At 61.4% G+C, this 19,785-nt stretch carries 16 protein-coding genes and 1 pseudogene; 7 read left to right on the top strand and 10 right to left on the bottom strand.

Annotation, left to right across the window (positions count from 1 at the left end; all coding sequences use genetic code 11):
• Window positions 1–114: 114 nt before the first annotated feature.
• Window positions 115–810 (bottom strand): GntR family transcriptional regulator, encoded by a 696-nt coding sequence (locus LB543_RS06140; RefSeq protein WP_224613439.1) that lies wholly within the window; start codon window positions 808–810, stop codon window positions 115–117.
• A 424-nt stretch (window positions 811–1,234) separates the two neighbouring features.
• Here LB543_RS06140 and LB543_RS06135 point away from each other — a divergent pair, with 424 nt between their 5' ends.
• Together LB543_RS06135 and LB543_RS06130 are read left to right on the top strand one after the other, a co-directional pair.
• Window positions 1,235–1,663, top strand: a complete 429-nt coding sequence (locus LB543_RS06135) for a hypothetical protein (RefSeq protein ID WP_224613438.1) — start codon at window positions 1,235–1,237, stop codon at window positions 1,661–1,663.
• Between the two features lie 189 nt (window positions 1,664–1,852).
• On the top strand, window positions 1,853–2,419 hold the full coding sequence (locus LB543_RS06130) for an SH3 domain-containing protein (RefSeq protein WP_224613437.1): 567 nt from the start codon (window positions 1,853–1,855) through the stop codon (window positions 2,417–2,419).
• Window positions 2,420–2,493: 74 nt separating this feature from the next.
• On the opposite strand, the pseudogene LB543_RS06125 reads toward LB543_RS06130, so the two are convergent.
• Window positions 2,494–2,703, bottom strand: a pseudogene (locus tag LB543_RS06125) (GntR family transcriptional regulator); the annotation flags it as partial.
• 359 nt (window positions 2,704–3,062) lie between these two features.
• Between LB543_RS06125 and dctP the strand changes: the two are divergent.
• From dctP to LB543_RS06110, 3 genes are read left to right on the top strand one after another with little or no spacing between them, the layout of a single operon-like run.
• A complete protein-coding gene (gene dctP, locus LB543_RS06120) occupies window positions 3,063–4,181 on the top strand; it encodes a TRAP transporter substrate-binding protein DctP (protein ID WP_224613436.1) in 1,119 nt (372 codons plus the stop codon).
• A gap of 58 nt (window positions 4,182–4,239) precedes the next feature.
• Window positions 4,240–5,343 carry a TRAP transporter small permease subunit gene (locus LB543_RS06115; RefSeq protein WP_224613435.1) on the top strand — a complete coding sequence of 368 codons (1,104 nt, stop codon included), beginning with the start codon at window positions 4,240–4,242 and terminating at the stop codon, window positions 5,341–5,343.
• A gap of 3 nt (window positions 5,344–5,346) precedes the next feature.
• On the top strand, window positions 5,347–6,717 hold the full coding sequence (locus LB543_RS06110; RefSeq protein WP_224613434.1) for a TRAP transporter large permease subunit: 1,371 nt from the start codon (window positions 5,347–5,349) through the stop codon (window positions 6,715–6,717).
• A gap of 415 nt (window positions 6,718–7,132) precedes the next feature.
• On the opposite strand, the gene LB543_RS06105 is transcribed toward LB543_RS06110, so the two are convergent.
• The 4 genes from LB543_RS06105 to LB543_RS06090 form a co-directional block, all read right to left on the bottom strand.
• Window positions 7,133–9,739 carry a TRAP transporter permease gene (locus tag LB543_RS06105; RefSeq protein WP_224613433.1) on the bottom strand — a complete coding sequence of 869 codons (2,607 nt, stop codon included), beginning with the start codon at window positions 9,737–9,739 and terminating at the stop codon, window positions 7,133–7,135.
• 87 nt (window positions 9,740–9,826) lie between these two features.
• Entirely contained in the window at window positions 9,827–10,795 is a 969-nt protein-coding gene (locus tag LB543_RS06100) for a TAXI family TRAP transporter solute-binding subunit (protein WP_140811452.1), read from the bottom strand.
• Window positions 10,796–10,843: 48 nt separating this feature from the next.
• Window positions 10,844–12,190 (bottom strand): aspartate aminotransferase family protein, encoded by a 1,347-nt coding sequence (locus tag LB543_RS06095; protein WP_224613432.1) that lies wholly within the window; start codon window positions 12,188–12,190, stop codon window positions 10,844–10,846.
• Complete coding sequence (locus LB543_RS06090) at window positions 12,187–13,071, bottom strand: MurR/RpiR family transcriptional regulator (protein WP_140760831.1); 885 nt, start codon at window positions 13,069–13,071, stop codon at window positions 12,187–12,189. Before LB543_RS06090 ends, LB543_RS06095 begins: the two co-directional genes overlap by 4 nt.
• Window positions 13,072–13,160: 89 nt before the next feature.
• Here LB543_RS06090 and LB543_RS06085 point away from each other — a divergent pair, with 89 nt between their 5' ends.
• Window positions 13,161–14,003 carry a 3-keto-5-aminohexanoate cleavage protein gene (locus LB543_RS06085; protein ID WP_224613431.1) on the top strand — a complete coding sequence of 281 codons (843 nt, stop codon included), beginning with the start codon at window positions 13,161–13,163 and terminating at the stop codon, window positions 14,001–14,003.
• A 304-nt stretch (window positions 14,004–14,307) separates the two neighbouring features.
• Window positions 14,308–14,556, top strand: coding sequence for a DUF982 domain-containing protein (locus tag LB543_RS06080; protein ID WP_140760835.1), 249 nt, complete (start codon window positions 14,308–14,310; stop codon window positions 14,554–14,556).
• A gap of 71 nt (window positions 14,557–14,627) precedes the next feature.
• Here LB543_RS06080 and LB543_RS06075 read toward each other — a convergent pair whose 3' ends face one another.
• From LB543_RS06075 to LB543_RS06060, 4 genes are all read right to left on the bottom strand, one after another.
• Entirely contained in the window at window positions 14,628–15,326 is a 699-nt protein-coding gene (locus LB543_RS06075) for an ABC transporter ATP-binding protein (RefSeq protein WP_224596998.1), read from the bottom strand.
• Complete coding sequence (locus tag LB543_RS06070; RefSeq protein WP_224613430.1) at window positions 15,326–17,176, bottom strand: ABC transporter permease subunit; 1,851 nt, start codon at window positions 17,174–17,176, stop codon at window positions 15,326–15,328. The genes LB543_RS06075 and LB543_RS06070 overlap by 1 nt, the downstream gene beginning before the upstream one ends.
• A gap of 13 nt (window positions 17,177–17,189) precedes the next feature.
• Window positions 17,190–18,065 carry a branched-chain amino acid ABC transporter permease gene (locus tag LB543_RS06065; RefSeq protein WP_140760841.1) on the bottom strand — a complete coding sequence of 292 codons (876 nt, stop codon included), beginning with the start codon at window positions 18,063–18,065 and terminating at the stop codon, window positions 17,190–17,192.
• Window positions 18,066–18,267: 202 nt separating this feature from the next.
• The gene (locus LB543_RS06060) at window positions 18,268–19,623 is read right to left on the bottom strand and encodes a substrate-binding protein (protein WP_411908742.1); all 1,356 of its coding nucleotides are present in this window, start codon (window positions 19,621–19,623) and stop codon (window positions 18,268–18,270) included.
• Window positions 19,624–19,785 lie beyond the last annotated feature (162 nt).

The raw sequence follows: 19,785 nt of genomic DNA, 5'->3' as shown, positions 1-19,785 counted from the left end.
GGTCAAACCGTCTGGGCAAACCATGCCACGTTCATAATGGTGCTTCAACCCACGAACAGTGCAATCATCATAGATTTGTCATTTTATCAGACACAATATTGCTTGAGTTGGGCGTTAAGCCGAACCGGCCTTCTTCTTCTGGAATTCGGGCGCGCTGGCCAGCAATCCGCGCTCGACGCCTGCCTCGACATGCTTGCGCAACACCATTTGGGCTGTGACAGCGTCGCGCGCCAACGCCGCGTCGAGCATCTGCCGATGCTCGTCAGCGGCGATCTGACCGCGAAATGTCAATGAAACCATTTGATACCGCAGATATTTATCGAATACGGCGGCATGCGTATCCATCAGCACCTTGGAGCCGCAGGCAGAGATCAATGCCTGGTGGAACTCCCAGTCATAGCGCTTCCATTCCTTGGCAATCGAATGGTCGCCTGAAATCATGCGCCTTTCCATTTGCTGAAGCTTGTGGTGCGCCGCGACCACGCGGCCTTCCCAATCCATGTCGCCGGAGGCGAACGACAACTCCATCGCATAGCATTCGAGCAGTTGCCTCAAGGCGGCGATTTCCTTCAGATCCTGCGGTGACACTGGCGCGACCTCGAAACCACGCTGCCCCTCGGCGGTCACCAGCCCGTCGGAGGACAAACGGTTTAGGATTTCGCGCAGGGTAGAGACGCTGGCGCCATAAAGATTTTTCAGCCTGTCAAGCTTGAGCTTTTCGCCGGGTGTGAGTCGGCCGAAAATAATGTCGGCTCGAATCTGTCGGTACGTTGTTTCAGATATTGTCGAGTTCTGCGTATTTTCATGCATCGCAAAAAAATATCATAAATTTTCCGAAATACCATAGATCATGCCCGTGAACCGGCCACCTGGCCAGCCAGGCCATGCAAGCGTACAGCCAGCATGTCGGCGTCCTGCCATTCACAAAATTGCGACTGGCTTGGAATAGTTTCCGATCGGCCTCGGTATATGGAGCATCAAGGCGAACTTCGTCCGCCCTTCTCATTTGGAGGATCTCCAGGTGCCCGAGCGCTACGTCGCTATGCTGAAATGCTGGGTCTAGTGCGAGCGTTCGAAGACCGGCGCCAACGGATTTTTGCTCGCGTCCGGAAGCTCCGCCCGTCAGAGCCGGTTCCCCTTCCCCGTTCCCTAACTGCTGGCCGCTTCCCGCGGCAACGTTTCACCAGCCCGAACGATCGGGTTGCGTTCAGGTCATAATCGAAAGGAGAAAGTCATGGAGGACAATCAAACACTGTCGCAACGCTTCGACGACTACCAACCTTCCAAGACAATCTGGTTCTGGTCGGTAGTAGGCGCCGCGGTGCTGACGATGATCCTCGGTTTTACCGTCGGCGGTTGGACCCTGGCAGGAACAGCAGCGGAAATGGCGAAGACCTCAGCCATCAAGGCGAGGGCGGAACTGGTCGCCAATCTTTGTGTCCAAAAGTTCGTCACGGCGTCCGACGCGAGCCAGAATCTGGCCAAGCTAAAGGAAACATCCTCCTACCAAAGAGATGGTTTCATCAGCGATGGTGGGTGGGTCAAACTCGCCGGCATGAAGAAGGATGCTCCCGGCGCCGCGGATCTGTGCGCGGACAAGTTGGCTGCGATGGATGCGATACCCGCTCACGACGTTTCCCAGAATCAGACGAACGGTTCATAGCCCAACGCTAGAGTTCGCCCGGCAGCGAGAGTTTGCCGGGCGGCGGTCAGAGAAGCTCAAGCGCCGCAAGGACGCTTTCAGCGACGTTCCCAACACGCCAGAGCCGGAAGCACGGCTCGGGTGGCACCCTTCCATGGCTTCTGATGGTGCCGGGCGGTGATGATCGACCCCTTCTACATTCGATGGTGAATGCGCATGAAATCGAGAGCTGCTTTCGGTTTCCGAATGGTCGGCGGGGAGATCAGACATCACTTGTATGTCGCGCTCGCTCGCTTCATTCTGGTGACCGCATCGCTTGCAGCATCCGCGACGACGACGGGACTGCGAGCAGAGGCCGGTGCTCTTCCTCTACCCCGCTTTGTCTCGCTGAAAGCTTCGTCCGCCAATCTGCGTGTCGGGCCTGGTGTCGGCTACGACATTGAATGGGTCTTTACGCGGCCGGGCATCCCGCTGGAAATATACCAGCAATATGGCAATTGGCGCAGGGTCAGGGATTGGGACGGAACCAGCGGATGGATCTATGGACCGCTGCTTTCAGGCCGCAGGACCGGCATCGTCGCGCCCTGGGCCAAGGACGACGTGGCCCTGTGCAAGAAGCCGACAATTGACAGCCCCATAACTGCCTTGCTCCAACCTCGCGTTCGCGTGGAACTGACGCGCTGCGACGGGCAATGGTGCGCGGTGGAGTTGGGCCCGATGTCTGGCTTTGTCAGGCAAATCGGTTTGTGGGGCGTTTATCCCGGCGAGGTGCTGTAAAACGGCGGTACAATTCGACCGGGTCATCCAAACCAACCAACAAGCGATCACCCCGACGTGCTGATCATCCGGATTTCCATCTGGTGGAGCTTGTGATGGGCCGACACCACCCTGCCCTCCCAGTCCATGTCGCCAGCGGCGAAGGACAATTCCATCGTATGGCATTCCAGCAATTGCCGCAGTGCCGCGATCACCTTGAGAGCCTCGGGCGAGACCGGCGCGACCTCGAAGCCCCGCTGCCCTTCGGCAACGACCGGCCCATCGCGGCGGAGCCAGCGCAGCAGGGTTTCGCGCGACAACATGCCGAGGATCAGCAGCGGCAGCGCAGCACCGATGTCGAACAGAACCATGGTCGCAGCCGTCTGGCAGAGGTTTATGAACCGGGACAATCGGCAAGATCCGCGCCAAAGATGCCGCCGGAAGCTTGCGCAGAGCGCATAGAGGTTGAAAATGTTCGCACCACGCTATGTTACTTACTGGCTGTGAGGTTTCTTCCGCATCTTTGACGGCACTTGCAACTCGGCCGGAAAGGATTGCGAGGGGGCAGGCCTCAGCCAGCTAAGGGTGTCTTGTGTTATTGTCTAACATTTGAGGTCGGCGGCGTGTCCACCATGTGTCCGTTGCCGCATAGGGAGGAAAGACAATGGACGGAGAAACACATTCCAAATCAAGGCGAAGCTTTCTGAAGTCGAGCGGACTTGTCGCCGGGCTCACGGCGACGGCGGTTGCGGCTCCCTGGGTTCGCAGGGCCGGAGCAGCGGATACCATCACCTGGAAAATCCAGACCTCGTGGCCGGCGGGCGTCGGGCTCGAAACCTTTCAGAACTGGTGCGGGACCATCAAGGACAAGACGGGAGGCCAGCTCGCATTCCAGCCTTTCAAGGCCAAGGATATCGTTGGCGATTTCGAGCTTTTCGACGGCGTGAAGAACGGCGTTCTGGAAGCGATGAACTCGTTCTCGCTATACTGGGCCGGCAAGCTTCCGGCGACCGCCTTTCTTTCGTCCTATACGATGGGACTGCGCTACCCGCACGAGTGGGACATCTTTTTCTATTCAAAGGGTGGCCTGCAGGCTGCGCGCGACCTTTATGCCGCTCAGGGCCTTTACTATGTCAACCGCATTCATCACGGCCCGAACATCATCCATTCGAAGACGCCGATCCGTTCGATCGAGGATTTCAGGGACCTCAAGCTGCGCGTGCCGGGCGGCATGATTGCCGAGACGTTCGCGAAGGCCGGCGCCAAGACAACGCTGCTGCCGGGCGGCGAGGTGTTCTCCGCGCTGGAGAAAGGCACGATCGATGCCGCCGACTACACAGGCCCGGCGGTGAACTGGGCACTCGGGTTCCAGCAGGTGACCAAGTACATTTCCATGGGGCCGCCCGGATTGATGTCGGTGTATCAGCCTGTCGACCTGATGGATTTTGCCGTCAACATGAATGTCTGGAACCAACTCCCGGACAATCTCAAGAAGTTCGTCGAAGACGAAATCCAAGTCTATTCCAATATCCATTTCGGAGCCATCCAGAAGGCCGACATGGCGGCCTGGCAGAAATTCCTGGATGCCGGAATTGAAATCAATCGGCTTGGACCCGACGATCTGCAGAAGTTCCAGGAAATCGCCGTTCCGATCTGGTTCGAGTGGGCCAACAAGGACAAGGAGGCGGCGCGCATCTTCAAGCTGCAGCTTGAGGTGATGGAAAACCCGACCGTCGGTTACGTCACGCCGGATATGTATCAGGGGTTGTCGATCAACCTGTGAAGCCACTTGGCGTCCGTCGGTGACGGCGGACGCACTCTCCTTCAACAGGCGTTCACCGATGCCCTCACTCACTTTTGTGCTGCCGCACTGGCTCTACTGGTCGAGCCTCGTGCTTTTCCCGCTTGCCGCGGTCTTCTTTGTCTACCGCGAGCGGGCACAACGCGACGCCGGCCGCGCCAACCTGTTCCTCGCCTATTTCTTTCTGATCACCGCCGGATTTCTCGGCATGCATCGCTTCTACCTGAAGAGCCGCTGGGGGTTCTTGTTCATCCCGTTCTTCGTCGCCGTGCTCTGGACGAGTGGGCAGGTGCGCGACGGACGCGAGGCATTGTCGCTGGCGCGGTCGCAGGCCGAGCATGCCGAAAGGGTCTTGACGCATGCCAAGGCGGACGTTGCATCCGGCAAGGCCGGCGCCGCCGATCGCCTCGCCAAGGCCGACGCGGATGCGGTGAGCGCCCGCGACAACAACGCTGCCGCCATTGGCGGGCTCGTCCGATCGAACAACCTCGCGCGAATTGCCGGAATTCTCCTCGGCATCGTTCTCGTGGGCGACATCTTTCTAGTGCCCGGCCTGGTTCGCCGCGCCCGGGAACGTGAGCGGCAACCGGCCCCAACCGACGTCCACCCGCTCGTGACCGACGTGCCCGTCACACCCGTCAAGCAGCCACTCGCTGTTTTCCGGCCCGTTGACTGGCTGGTCAGGGTCACGGGCGAGTTGGTCGCCTACTGGGCGGTCCTCGCGGTCATCGCCTATTACTACGAGGTCGTGGCGCGTTACGTTTTCAACTCGCCGACGAACTGGGTGCACGAGAGCATGTTTCTCATGTTCGGCATCCAGTACATGCTGGCCGGAGCCTATGCCTATCGCGACGAAACCCATGTCAGGGTAGACATCGTCTACAGCCATCTCTCGGAACGTGGTCGTGCGATCTGCGACATCATCACCTCGGCCTTCTTTTTCCTGTTCACGGGCACCATGCTCGTTACGGGCTGGCGTTTTGCCAGTGACGCAATGGCGGTTGGCGAGCGTTCTTTCACCGAATGGGGTATCCAGTACTGGCCGGTAAAGCTCGCCATCCCCATCGGGGCGGCGCTGCTGTTGCTTCAGGGTCTGTCCCGGCTGATGCGCGACATCGCCATTGCCACCAGAAGGATCGGCTGAGCGATGGGACTCGAACTTCCGATCCTGTGGCTCAGCATATTGATGTTCGGGGGCCTGGGCGTACTTCTGCTGCTCGGGCTGCCGATGGCCTTTTGCACCGGCAGCCTTGCTGTGCTTTTCCTCTTCCTGTTCGGCAACTCGGCCATGCTGAACATGCTGCCCTCCCGGGTCTTCCCGTTCATGACGGATTACCAGCTCTCGGCGGTGCCGCTTTTCATCTTCATGGCCGCGATTCTCGAGAAGGCGGGTATCATCGAGGAGTTGTTCGACGTCGTCTACAAATGGCTGGGCGGGCTGAAGGGCGGGCTCGCCTCGGCCACTGTGATCTCCTGCACCCTGCTGGCCGCGATGGTAGGCGTGGTCGGGGCGACGGAAGTGACGATGGGCATGATAGCGCTGCCGGCGATGTTGCGCCGAAACTACGACGCCAAGCTCGCCTGCGGCTCACTTCTCGCCGGCGGAACGCTTGGCATTCTCATCCCACCCTCCGTCATGGCGATCGTCTACGCCGTCGTCGCGCAGCAGTCGCTGGGCGAACTTTTGATCGGGTCGGTGTTTCCCGGGCTGCTGCTGTCGGGAATGTATGTCGCTTACGTGACGGCGCGCTGCTACATCAACCCGAAGCTCGGACCCGCGTTGCCGCCGAACGAGCGCATCGCCTTCACCGAAAAACTCAAGCTTTTGCGCCGCACGTTCATGCCGATACTCCTGATCCTGCTTGTGCTCGGGGTCATCTTCATGGGCATTGCCACGCCTGTCGAGGCCGCCGGCATCGGTACGTTCGGTGCCTTCATCGTCTGTGCGGCACACCGGCGCCTGACCTGGGGCACGGTCCGCGACGCCAGCGTATCGACCCTGAAGGCGACGGCGATGGTCATGTGGATATTTTTCGGCGCCACCATGTTCGTCGGCTTTTTCATCTTGAAGGGCGGGCAGAACTTCGTGGCCGAGTCCATTCTGGGGACGGGTCTGGCGCCCTACGGCGTTCTTATTCTGATGATGGCGATCCTTTTCGTCCTCGGCATGTTTCTGGACTGGGTGGGAATCCTCCTTCTGACCGTGCCGATCTTTCTGCCCATCCTCAAGTCGCTTCAGTTCGGCGGCGCGTTTGGGTTCGCCGGCGTGGCTCCCGAAGACGTCCCGCTTTGGTACGGCGTCATATTCATGGTCAACATGCAGATGGCTTTCCTGAGCCCGCCGTTTGGCTATTCGCTGTTTTACCTGAAGAGTGTTGCGCCGCCGGAGATTTCAATGGCAACGATCTTCAGATCCGCGGTGCCCTTCTTGTGTCTGCAAGCCATCGGAGTGGGCCTGTGCATTGTGTTCCCCTCGATCGTCGTGTGGCTGCCGAAGGTCATGTACGGCGGCAATTGACTGGCTTGGCCATTCGAGGCCGGCGGAACAATCGAATTTGATAGTTTGCGCTTGAATGGCGCCACATTTTTGCGTTCCTTGGCGCTGTGTCGAGACCGATTTTTGAAACCATACTGGCTGTGAGTGCTGGCGTTGCACTGTCGACCAGTCTTGGCTATCTCGCCTACGCCGCGCCGGGCGACGCGGTGTCCATGCTAGACTGGCTTACCAGTCCGCTCACTTTCAGCACCTTCCTATGGGCCGCTCTCGGGGCAATATTCGGGCTCAGCGCCTTGCAATTCCGGCGCGGCCGCGGATCCGTCAGCCGCATCGCCCGGCCCGTGACCAGGAAAGGCGATGACGGACAGAAGCCAGCGACATGCGTGAGGCAGAGGCCCGAACCGCGTCGCATGAATCCGCTCGAACGCGACGTGCTTTAAGGTGCTGCTGCAGCCGCCAGGCTATCCGCCCTCCGGCGTCTCTGCAGCCAGAAAACCAGCCCGAACAGCAAGAGCGCCGGAAGCACGAACCAGTAGCGTGACGGCCGGCTGCTCGGCACCATGACCCCGATGATTTCGTCTCCGGGCTGCAGACCGAATTTTGCCGCCTGGCTGCCGAGACGCACGATCCCGACTGTCATCGTGTCGCCGAGCGCACTCACGGTCAATCCCGCGCTTTCCAGCCGCTCCGCCGCATTTTTGCCTTCGGCGAGATCGAGCCTGATCAGTTTCTCGATCTCGTCGCCGTTGATGTTGACCGTCTTCAGCTTGACACGAACCGCTTGACCGGCGGGCGTGGCATCGATCGTCTGGTTCAATTGCGATACGGGTTTTGCAACAAAGGGCTCATCAACCAGATCGAGCCAATAGCCCGGCCGAAACAGCGTGAAGCAGATCAGCAACAGCGCAATGGCCTCGTACCACCGGTTGCGAACCAGGAACCAGTTCTGCGTCGCCGCCACGAAGGCCACCATTGCCAGCGCCGACGTGGCGATGACCATGATGAAATCCAGCGGCCCCTGGATGTCGATCATCAGCAGGCCGTTGTTGAAGATGAAGATGAAAGGCAGCAGTGCCGTCCTGATTTCGTACTTGAATCCCTGAAAGCCGGTCTTGACCGGATCGGCGCCCGAAATCGCGGCCGCGGCATACGCCGCCAGACCGACCGGCGGCGTCACATCGGCCATCAGCCCGAAATAGAAGACGAAGAGATGCACGGCTACCAGCGGTACGGCCAGGTCGTTCTGCGCGGCGAGGTCGACCATCACCGGCGCCATCAGCGTGGCGACGACGACATAGCTGGCCGTGGTCGGCATGCCCATTCCCAGAATGATGCAGATAAGGGCGGTGAACAGCAGCATGACGATGAAGCTGCCGGCCGAGATGAATTCGACGAGTTCGGTCATCACAAGCCCGACACCGGTCAAGAGCACCGTGCCGACGATGATGCCGGCCGTCGCCGTGGCGATGCCGACCGTGGTCATGTTGCGCGCCGCGGCCGACAGTCCCTCGATGAGATCGACGAAACCTTCGCGCCAACGCGGCATGAGATCTTGCTTGCGAAAGAACGCCGTCAGCGGGCGCTGCGTGACGACCAATACCATCAAGGCGGCGGAGCCCCAGAAGGCGGAAAGGCCGGGCGAAAGCTCCTCGACCATCAGGCACCAGATGAGGAGCACCACCGGCAGCAGGAAATGCAGGCCCGTCCGTGCCGTGTCGCCGAAATGCGGAATTTCCAGGATATCGCCCTTGAGGCTGTCGAGCGGCAGGTCGGGATGCTTTGCCCTGTAAGCGACGAGACAGACATAGACGACGGCAAGCGCCGCGACGATCATCCAAGTCGCGGCGCTGCCGAAGACGGTCTTGGTCCAGCCAATGCCGTAATAGACGAGTCCGGCCAGGATGACGAAGGCGCAGATGCCCATCAGCGAGCGCAGCGCCCCTTGCAAGGCGGGATGGCGGCTGCGCGACGGCAGGCCCTTCAGGCCCATCTTCATCGCTTCGATGTCGACGATATAGAAGAGCGAGCCGTAGGTGAGCAGCGCGGGAAAGAAGGCGTGCTTGACCACCTCGGCATAGGAAATGCCGACATATTCGGCGATGAGGAAGGCGGCTGCCCCCATCACGGGGGGCATGATCTGCCCGTTGACCCCGGCGGCGCATTCGATGGCGCCGGCTTTGACCGGCGTGTAGCCGACGCGCTTCATCAGGGGAATGGTGAAGGTGCCGGTGGTGACGACATTGGCGATCGACGATCCTGAAATCATGCCTGTCAGGCCTGAGGCGACGACTCCGGCCTTGGCGGGGCCGCCGCGATATTTGCCGAGGATGGAGAAGGCAAGCAGGATGAAATAGCCGCCTGCCCCGGCACGCTCGAGCAGCGTTCCAAACAGCACGAACATGAAGACGACGTTGGTCGAGACGCCGAGCGCGACGCCGAACACACCCTCGGAAGTGAGCCACATCTGCGAGGCGGCGCGCGACAGCGTCGCGCCTTTGTGCGCCAGCAGGCCGGGCATATAGGGGCCGACGAAAATGTAGATCAGCATCAGCCCGGCGATGACGGTGATGGCGGGACCGACGGCTCGCCGGGCGGCTTCCATCAGTATCACGATGCCGATGATGGAGATGACGAGATCCGCGGTCGTGGGGAGCCCGGGCCGGGTGGCGATCTCGCCGTAGAAGACGACGAGGTAAAGCGCCGCCGCAGCGCCGGCTATGGCAAGGATCCAGTCGGGCAATGGAACGCGGCTGCGTGAAGAGCTTTTGAAAGCGGGGAAGGTGACGAGCGCCAGGAACAGCGCAAAGGCCAGATGAATGGAACGCGCAATGCCGTCGCTGACGACGCCGAAACCGAGCATGAAAGGGATCGGCGAGGAGTACCAAAGCTGGAACAGCGACCAGGCCAGCGCGACCGCCAAGACCAGATGCGCGGCCAAGCCGGTCGGCTTGCGGCCGCCCGTATCCGCTTCCGCGACAATCTCGTTCAGTCTGTCGATATCGACGTCTTCAGGTGCTCCTGCCTTGCGGAACTGGTCTGTCATTGTTCCCCTCGACCGATTGTTTTTTCATTTTGGTCTTTTCGGCTCCGTGGCCGGACCGCCCCTCAGGCAGCCCGGCCCAGCTGAAGCTCAGAGCCAGCCTTTTTCCTTGTAGTAGCGCTCGGCGCCGGGATGCAGCGGCGCCGAGAGGCCGGCCTTGATCATCTCCTTGGGGTCGAGATTGGCGAAAGCCGGATGCAGCTTCTTGAAGTCGTCAAAGTTCTCGAAAACCGCCTTGACCATTTCGTAGACCACGTCGTCCGGGGTCTTGGCGCTCGTCACCACCGTGGCGCGCACGCCGAACGTCGTCGTCGGATCGGGATTGTTGGCGTACATGCCGCCGGGGATGGTCGCGACCGAATAATAGGGATGCGCCTTCACCAGCGCGTCGACGGCGGGGCCGGTCAGCGGAACGAGCTTGGCGCCGCAGGCGGTCGTCGGATCCTGGATCGCGGCTGACGGATGTCCGACGCCATAGAAGAAGCCGTCGATCTTGTTGTCGCAGAGCGCACTGCCCTGCTCATCGGCCTTGAGCTCGGCAGCTAGCGAAAAGTCCTTCAAGGTCCAGCCCATCTGCTTCAACAGCTCTTCCATCGAGGACCGCGTGCCGGAACCGGGATTGCCGACATTGAAGCGTTTGCCCTTGAAATCCTCGAAGGTCTTCACGCCCGCATCGGGCCGCGCCAGCACGGTGAACGGTTCGGGGTGGACCGAGAAGACCGCGCGCAGATCCTTCACCGCCTTGCCGTCGAAATTGCCGACGCCGTTATAGGCCTGAAACTGCACGTCGGACTGGGTGAGGCCGAAATCGAGGTCGCCGGTATTGATCGAATTGACGTTGAAAACCGAACCGCCGGTCGATTCGGTCGAGCAGCGTATGCCGGTCTTCTGCCTGTCCTTGTTCATGAGCCGGCAAATGGCGCCGCCAACGGCATAATAGACGCCGGTCACGCCGCCGGTGCCTATGGTGATGAACTTCTGCTCGGCGAACGAGGGTGTGGCCGCAAGCAGACACCCCGCCGCGCCCGCGGCTATCAGGGTTTTCAGCAGACTACGCATTTCGACTACCTCTCTGGTGGTTTGGTCCGGCCTTGCGCCGGGCTCTGGTCAGGCGCGTCCCGCCAAGTCGGGAGCGCGCAAGGCTGCATCGACGGCATCGCCGAGCCGTTCGACGATGGCATCGATGTCCTGGCTGGTGGAAATGAACGGCGGCGCGAGCAGCACATGGTCGCCTCTGACGCCGTCGATCGTGCCGCCCATGGGATAGACCATCAGGCCGTTGTTCATGGCTTCGCGCTTGATGCGGACGTTGAGCTTCAGCGCCGGATCGAAAGGCTCCTTCGAACCGCGGTCGGCGACCAGTTCGATCGCCTGGAACAGGCCACGGCCGCGAATGTCGCCGACATGACGATGATTGCCGAAGCGTTCGCCCAGGCGCCGTTGCAGATGCATGCCCATCGCCTTGACGTTGTCGAGCAGATGGTCGCGACGGATCACCTCCTGGACGGCAAGGCCGGCCGCCGCGGCCATCGGATGACCCATATAGGTGTGGCCGTGCTGGAAGAAGCCGGAGCCGTTGGCGAAGGCGTCGAAGATATGCTGGCCGAGCAGCACGGCGCCGACGGGCTGATAACCGCCGCCTAGCCCCTTGGCGATGGTCATGAGATCGGGAACGACACCGTCCTGTTCGCAGGCGTGAAGCGTGCCGGTGCGGCCCATGCCGCACATTACCTCGTCGAGGATGAGCAGCACGCCGTAACGGTCGCAGATGGCGCGGACGCGCTTCAGGTAGTCCGCCACCGGCGGCACGGCGCCGGCGGTCGCGCCGACCACCGTCTCGGCGACAAAGGCGATGACCTCGCCGGAGCCGAGTTCGAGTATCTTGTCCTCCAGGGGCTGTGCTGCCCGCGCTGCGTAGTCGGCATCGCTTTCTCCTGGCAGTTGATGGCGATAGGCGAAACATGGATCGATATGATGGGTTTCGATGAGAAGCGGCTGAAATTGCCGCCGCCGCCATTCATTGCCGCCCGCGGCGAGCGCGCCAAGAGTGTTGCCGTGATAGCTCTGGCGGCGGGCGATGACGTGACGCCGCTGCGGCTCGCCTTTCTCGACAAAATACTGCCGCGCCATCTTCAGCGCCGCCTCCACCGCTTCCGATCCGCCGCTCAAGAGATAGGCATGGCTGATCCCAGCCGGCGCGTCTTCAACCAGGCGGTCGGCCAAACGTTCGGCCGCCTCCGTACTGAAGAAGCCGGTGTGGGCATAGGCGATGCGGTCGAGTTGTTCATGCAAGGCGGCGATGACGTCGGGATGGCCGTGGCCGAGACACGACACCGCCGCGCCGCCGGATGCATCGATGTAGGAGCGGCCGTCGCTGTCGAATATCTGGATGCCTTTGCCGCCGACGGCGATCGGAAGCGAACCTTTGGTGGTGCGATGGAGAAGATGGGTCATTTTTTGCCGAGCCGCGGTTTCAGATGAACATTGAGCGCCGCATGGTGTTCGTCGGTACGTCGTATCTCCGCCAGCGCCTGCTCGCCGCCATGGCCGGCGACGACCGCTGCCAGGATTTCCGCTACGGCGAAGGCCGGCGCCATGGTGTGGAGGAAGGATGGGGTCTGCGTTGGAACGAGGATGACCTCCGCCGCGATCTGGGCGAGCGGCGCCACCTCGCTGTCCGTGATCGCGACGACGCAGACACCGCGTCCGGCCGCATATTCGGCGACCTCGACCGTCTGGCGGGTGTAGGGGAGCACGCTCGCCACGAGCAGCACATCGTCATTGGTGGCGCGGCCAATCGCGTCGGCACCGGTTCCGGCCACGCCGTCGAGCAGCACCGATTTCTCGCCAACGAGCGACAGGACATAGTGGATATGCCAGGCGACAGGATGGCTGGAGCGCAGGCCGAGGCAATAGATCCGGCGCGCGGCCGAGAGCCGTCTCGCCGCAGCCACGATGCGGTCTAGCCTATCTGGCCTGGCAAGCTGGGCGAACTGGGCGGCTAGCGAGTCCAGCATCTCGGCGGCTTGAGCGCGGTCGCCCTTGAGCTTCTGGCTGCGCAGCTGGACCCCCGCTTTTCCTGCAAAGCCGGGATATCCGCTGCGCACCGCCGCGGCGTAGGAATCGCGCACGACATCATATCCTTCGAAGCCGAGATGCTGGGCCAGACGCGTCATGGTGGCCGGCTGCACCCCCGCCTGCCGCGCCTGCTCGCGCATGGAAAGCAAGGCCACGTCGCTCGGATGGTCGAGCATGTAGCGAGCCGCGGTCTGCAGCTGCGCCGACATGCCGTCGAACTCCGCGACGATGCGTTCCGCCAAGGGCCCCTGGTCCATCGAGGCAGTCTGCCGCGCATCGATTTTGTTTGCAACAAGTGTTTCACAAGTTATGTTGGTGATCCAATTGTCCAGCCACCGGTATGCCCATGCAGTCCCAATCCTCGGACAGGCCCGTCGCGATCGCCGTCGCGCCGAATGGCGGCAGACGCAGCAAGGCCGACCATCCGGGCTTGCCGATGACGCCGGCCGAACTGGCGCGGACGGCGGCCGAGTGCCTCGAGGCCGGCGCGGCCATGATTCACCTGCATGTGCGCGACCGGGATGGCCGGCACATTCTCGACCCCGACGCCTATCGCGCCGCCACCGCTGCCATTCGACAGACGGTTGGCAATGCAATGGTGGTGCAAATCACCAGCGAGGCGCTTGGCGTCTATCAGCCCGGCAGGCAGATGGAAGCGGTGCGCGAGACCAGGCCCGAGGCCGTCTCGCTGGCACTGCGCGAGCTTGTCCCGGACCGGGATGCCGAGCCGGTTTTCGCCTCGTTCCTCGACTGGCTGAAGCGCGAACGCGTGTTGCCGCAGATCATACTCTACGATCCCGGCGAGGCACTGTACCTGTGCGATCTACAGCGGCGGGGCATGATCCCCTGGGACGACGTTCCCGTGCTCTTCGTCCTTGGCCGCTACACGACATCGCAGCAATCGGCGCCCACGGATCTGCTACCGTTTCTTTCGCCAGGTATTCCGGCCTTCAGTTCCTTCATGGTCTGCGCCTTCGGCCGCGACGAGGCTGCCTGCGTGTCCGCCGGGGCGCTGCTGGGCGGAGATGTCCGGGTCGGCTTCGAGAACAATCTTCTGCTGCCGGACGGTTCGACGGCGCCCACGAACGCATCTCTGGTCGATACGGTCGCGCGTATGCTCCGAGGCTTTGGACGGCCAATCCAGACCCCCGCCTCATTGCGCCATGCCTGGGGCATGGGCCACCGGTGAATGGATGATCAATCGTCCATCGCAAAGTCGCAGGATCGTCATGAGTATGGGGAGCCATGGAACCCATGTCAGCCTGGCCATCCTGGGTAGCCAATGTTCCGACACAGAGAATCGGCCTTGGAAATTCGAACACCTTGTCGGGCGCCGCTCTCATGCATATATGTCATGCTGTGACATAAATTCCGCATCGAAGACAGCCCCAACGGTCAGTTAGCCGGCTTTGATTCCGGAAGGCAAGAAACCGTTGGTCCGCCCAAGCGAGCGGTTCTGTTCATGTCTGCGATGTAACGTACGAGGTCTGGTTATGGCTCAGGGTTGGTTTGCCGCTCCTGTATCGGTGACGGTAGGCATCTTCGGAAGCATCAGAAACATCATTAGCGCGCGCCAGGCGGATGAACTGCTCCGTGAAAGGCTGCGCCATGGCGGCTCACCCAAGATTCTGGCCGCTCATCACGCCTGTCGAGCCGCGATGGAAGATGAAGCAAAGGCGGAAGCCGCCCGAATGGCATTCATCGAGGCCGCACGGGAAGCGCGCCTGTTGCCCGGCAACTGAAGAAAACGTTCCCCGAAATGTCGGGAAGCTCGTCCGATGGCTTACCGAGCAACCCACTCCGCGCTTCTAGTCTATACGCCGAGGTAGCGCTGCAAGAGTTCCGGCTGCGCCTTGATCTCGGCGGCCGGTCCTTCATGGGCAATGTGGCCGTTGTTGATGATATAGACGCGCTTTGCAAGCGCCAAGGTCGCGGCCAGGTTCTGTTCCACCAGCACGATGGTCTGCCCGGCCTCGGCCAGTTCGCGACAGGCTTTGACGAGATCCTGGACAATAACCGGGGCAAGCCCTTCGAACGGTTCGTCCAGCAGGATGATCTTCGGGTCGCGCACGAGCGCGCGGGCGATCGCCAACATCTGCTGTTCGCCCCCGGAGAGGTCCGTGCCCCGGCTGGTGCGCCTCTCCTTCAGCCGCGGGAACATCTCGTAGATGCGCTCGAGCGGCCACCTGTTATCGGCGGTCAGGCCCGCAAGGATGATGTTGTCCTCGACATTCAGGCTGCCGAAGATGCGGCGATCCTCGTGCACGAGTTGCATGCCGAGCTGCGCGATTCTGTGCGCCTTCCTGCCCGCCAGTTCCTCGCCATCGAACTTGATGCTGCCTGTGCGCGGCGTGACGACACCCATCAGGCTCTTCAGCGTCGTCGACTTGCCGGCGCCGTTCCTGCCAAGGAGCGCGACAACCTCGTTTTTCTCCACGCGCAGCGATACGTCGAACAGAATGTGGCTGTCGCCGTAGTAGCTGTTCAGACCTTCGACCTCGAGCAGGCTCATCAGGCAACTTCTCCGTGAACGCCGCCGAGATAGGCTTCCTGCACCTTTGGATTGGTCTTGATCTGCTCCGGGATGCCGTGAGCGAGGATGCGACCCTCTTGCAGCACAGTGACCGTCTCGACCAGTTCAAACAGCGAATCCATATCGTGGTCGATGATGATCATCGTGCGGCCGCGCGCGATCGACTTCAGCAGCGCAACCGTTTCGACGCGCTCGCGCGGACTCATGCCGGCCAGCGGCTCGTCGAGCAGCAGCAGGCTCGGCGAAGTCGCCAGCGCCAGCCCGATCTCCAGCCGGCGTTTCTCGCCATAGGCGAGTTGCGAGACCAGCGTGTCCGGGCAGTGCGTCAGGTTGACCAGCGCCAGCGTGCGCTCGACCTGCTCGTCGAGGCCCGGGATCTTGCGGATATTGCGGAACAGGTCGAGCCTGAACTTGCCGCGGATTTCGCCAAGCGCGGCGATTGTAAGGTTCTGCCTGACGGTCAGCCGGTCGAAGAGCTGGTTGATCTGGTAGCTCTTGGTCAGTCCGAGCTGGCAGACGTCCGTCACGCTCATACCGGTGATGTCGCGGCCCTCGAACACGATTTTGCCCGAGGTCGGCGACACCTCGCAGGTAAGCATCTTGAAGAAGGTGCTCTTGCCGGCACCATTTGGTCCGATGATGCCCCGCGTCTCACCATGGTTGATGGTGAAGTCGATATCGCTGTTGGCCATCAGGCCGCCGTAGCGTTTGCTCAATCCCGTAGCCTGCAAGATGGGACCGGAAGCGTGGTCCGTGGAACGGTGGCGCGCCGGCATCGCCTCGACGACGACCGGCGACGAACCCGGCGCGACCGGCGGGGTGATTGCTGCCGCCTCGACCGGCTCAACGGTTTTCCTGGCGCCCGTCGCCAGATCGTAGACGTCCGCGATGGCGCCGACGATACCGCGCCTCAGGAAGACGACCAGCAGCACGAAAACAATGCCGAGCACCAGCTTCCATGTCGCGCCAAGGTGGAGCGTGTTCTGGAAGAAATCGCTGAGGAAAAGCCACACGGTCGCTCCCACCAGAGGCCCGAACAGTGTGCCGGCACCGCCTATCGCGGTCTGCATGACGAGTTGACCTGATGTATCGAACATGAACGCATCCGGCGGCATGAAGCCCTGCATGACGCCGAGCAGGCCCCCGGCAAAGCCGGCGTAGATCGCGGCGACCACGAAGGCGGTATGCTTGTAGGCGTGGATGTTGTGGCCGAGCGCGGCCGCGCGCAGGGGATTGTCGCGGATGGCGGAAAGAATGGCTCCGACCGGCGAGCGCACGATACGCAGGGCAATCACCAAGCCGACGAAGTACCAGAATGCCAGGAAGGTATACGTCGCCCAGTCGGAATCGAACCTAAGCGTGGTGAAACCGAGAAAGACGCTCGGCGTCGGCACGCCCGGCAGACCGTTCTCCCCTCCGGTATAGGCCGATAGCGGGTTGAACTCGACGAAGAAGAACACTTCCGAAATCGCCACGGTGATCATGGCGAAATAGATGCCGGTGCGCCGGAGCGCGACCATCCCTACGAGATAGCCGACGAAGCCGGCGACGACAGCGCCGATGACGATCGCCACCATGACGTAAGGAAAATTCAGTTCGGTCAACAGGTAGGCGGCGAACATCCCACCGGTGCCGTAGAAGGCCGACTGGCCGAAGGAAAGCAGGCCGGTGTAGCCGAAGAGGATGTCGAAACCGAGCCCGAACAGGCCCCAGATCAGGATGCGGTTGATGGTTGTCGGCGCGAAGCCGAGATGCGGGAGGACGAAAGGCGCGGCGATCAGTGCGATCACCGTCAGCACCTCGACGAGGAAGGAGCGTTTCATGTTCATGAGCGGACCGCGTTCACTCGCGGCCCGCCGTGCCGAGCAGTCCGTAAGGACGCAGCACCAGCACGAGAGTCATCGCCACGAAAAGCATGACATAGGCATAGCCTGGATTGAACATCGAGGTGATGGAGATGATCTCGCCTGCGATGATGCCGCCGAGCACCGCACCCGGGAACGATCCGACGCCGCCGATGACCACCACGACGAAGGTCTGCACCAGGATCGCCTCGCCGACATCAGGCGCGATCGATACCACCGGCGCGTTGACGATGCCGGCGAAGCCCGCCGCCATGGCGCCGATGCCGAACACCAGCATGAAGACCTTGTAGACGTCGATGCCCAGCGAGCCGACCATGACCGAATCCTCGATGCCAGCGCGCACGATCATGCCGATGCGGGTACGGTAGAGCACGAAATAGAGCGCCAGCAACGCCACGGCAACGATGCCGAGCAACGCCAGACGATAGGTCGGGTAGACCATGAAGCCGAGATTGGTGATGCCTTGGAACAGGCTCGGTGGCGGCACCGTCTTTGACAGGCTGCCGAAGAAGAAGCGCACCCCCTCGACGAAGACGATGCCCAGTCCGAAGGTGACGAGGATCTGATCCTCCTGCGGACGAGCGTAGAAGTAGCGGATGATAAGCCGCTCCATAAGGACGCCGACCAGCATGACGAAGAGGGAGCCGGCGATGAGCGCAACAATGAAGGAGCCCGTATAGTCATAGGCGACCCAACCGGCATAGCCGCCGAGCATGAACATCGCGCCATGCGCAAAGTTGAGCACGCCGAGCGTGCCGTAGATGATGGTCAGACCGGAGGAAATCAGCGCCAGAAGCGCGCCGAGCACCAGCCCGTTGAAGCATTGCGAAATGAAATTAGCCCAATTGACCACGCTGCCGCCCGCTTTGAGGTTGATGAATAGCCTGTCGCGTCGCCGTCCAGCCCGCCATAATGACAGGCAATCCGTTGCCATGCGATAGTTAATCGGCCAGACCTCAAGCCGCAAAGACACTGCTTCGCGCCCTCTTTGGTCTGCCGTAAACGGGATGAAGTCCTTCTCCGCATCGATGACGCGGAGAAGGCAGTTGTGACCGTCAGGTGTAATCGCCAAGCTTGCAGCCGAAGGCGTCCGGCTTCTGCATCAGGCCTTCGCCCGGCACGACGTCGAGCACCTCCCAGAAATCCTCGTCGTTCTTCATGTCCTTCGGCGCCTTGCCGCGGACGATGACGACGGGACGGATGAGCTGATGGTCCTCGGGCCGGAACTTGACGTCGCCGACCATGGAGGGGAAGGTCTCGCCCTTCTCGTACTGCTTGATGACATCCGGCGGATAGAAGGTCCCGGCTTCCGAGACCATGCGCGCCCAGATGGCGAACTGCATGTAGCTGTTTTCGGCGCCCCATTCCGGCCGGTAGTTGTACTTCTTCTGGAACTCGTCGACGAACATCTTGGCGAGCGGATACTTGTCCTCCATCGTCCACCAGAAATCAGTGGCGGCAAACACGCCTTCAGTGAGTTCGGCACCCACCTCCTTGGCCAGGAACGGAATCTGGTAAGGGATCACCATTTTCATGTTCGGCGTCAGGCCGAATTGCTTGGCCTGCTGCACCGACAGCACGGCGTCACGCCCCCAGTTGACGTTGATGATGAACTCGGCACCGGAATTGGCGATGTTGGTGAGATACTGGCTGAAGTCCTGCGTGCCCAGCGGCGAGATCTGATTGGTCACCATTTCCCAGCCGCCATTGGCTGTCAGATAGTCGTTGACCGACTTGGTTACCGTATGGCCATAGGTGTAGTCGGGCGTCATGAACGCCGCTTTCTTGCCCTTGCCGAAGTTCTTCAACAGCACCGGGCCTATAGCGTTGGCGCAAGTCTCACCATAGACGCACTGGCGGAACGAGTAGCGTGCGCAATCCTTGCCGGTGGTGTCGTTCGAGCCGGATATGGCCACCAGATAGAGGATCTTCTCACGTTCCGCGAACTTGTTCAGCGCCACCGCGACTGCCGACGAGGTCGACCCCGTCATGGCGATGATCTTGTGGTCGTTGATGAACGTCTGCTGAGACTGCACGGCATTGTTGGGCTTGGCACCGGAATCGGCGACGACAAGTTCCACCTTCTTGCCGAGCACACCCTTGTCGACCTTCGGCGCGATCTGCTTGAGCAGATCGCTACCGGCGTTGATGTGCTCGACGGCTAGCTGCATACCCTTGAGCTCGTCCTCACCCTGTACGGCATAGGCGCCAGTGCGCGGCACGGTGGCGCCGATATAGACGGTGTCGCCCTGCGAGCCTGCCGGCCACGTGCCGATTGCCGGCTTGTCGTCCGCGGCATAAACCGGACGAATGAAGGAAGCCGGCAACATGAAGCTGCCGGCAAAGCCGGCACCAGCATGAAGCAAGGTACGGCGGGACAGGCTGGCTGGTTTATGATCGTCGAATAGCATCGGATATTCCTCCCTCGGCAAGACCTCCAGGGGCACTCGTTGTTGCCCCATTTTCCACCGGCCGTGGAAACAAGCCGGATCGCACTGGCATTCGCAGCCGCGGGAGCGGTTCGGTCAATGCAACTTTCGTTGGATGATTTGGATTAATGATCTAGATTAACA

Source organism: Mesorhizobium sp. ESP7-2 (genome assembly GCF_020164715.1).
GTDB lineage: Bacteria > Pseudomonadota > Alphaproteobacteria > Rhizobiales > Rhizobiaceae > Mesorhizobium.
The sequence above is the reverse complement of the archived record's forward strand: the minus strand, read 5'-3'. Positions and strand labels throughout refer to the sequence as shown.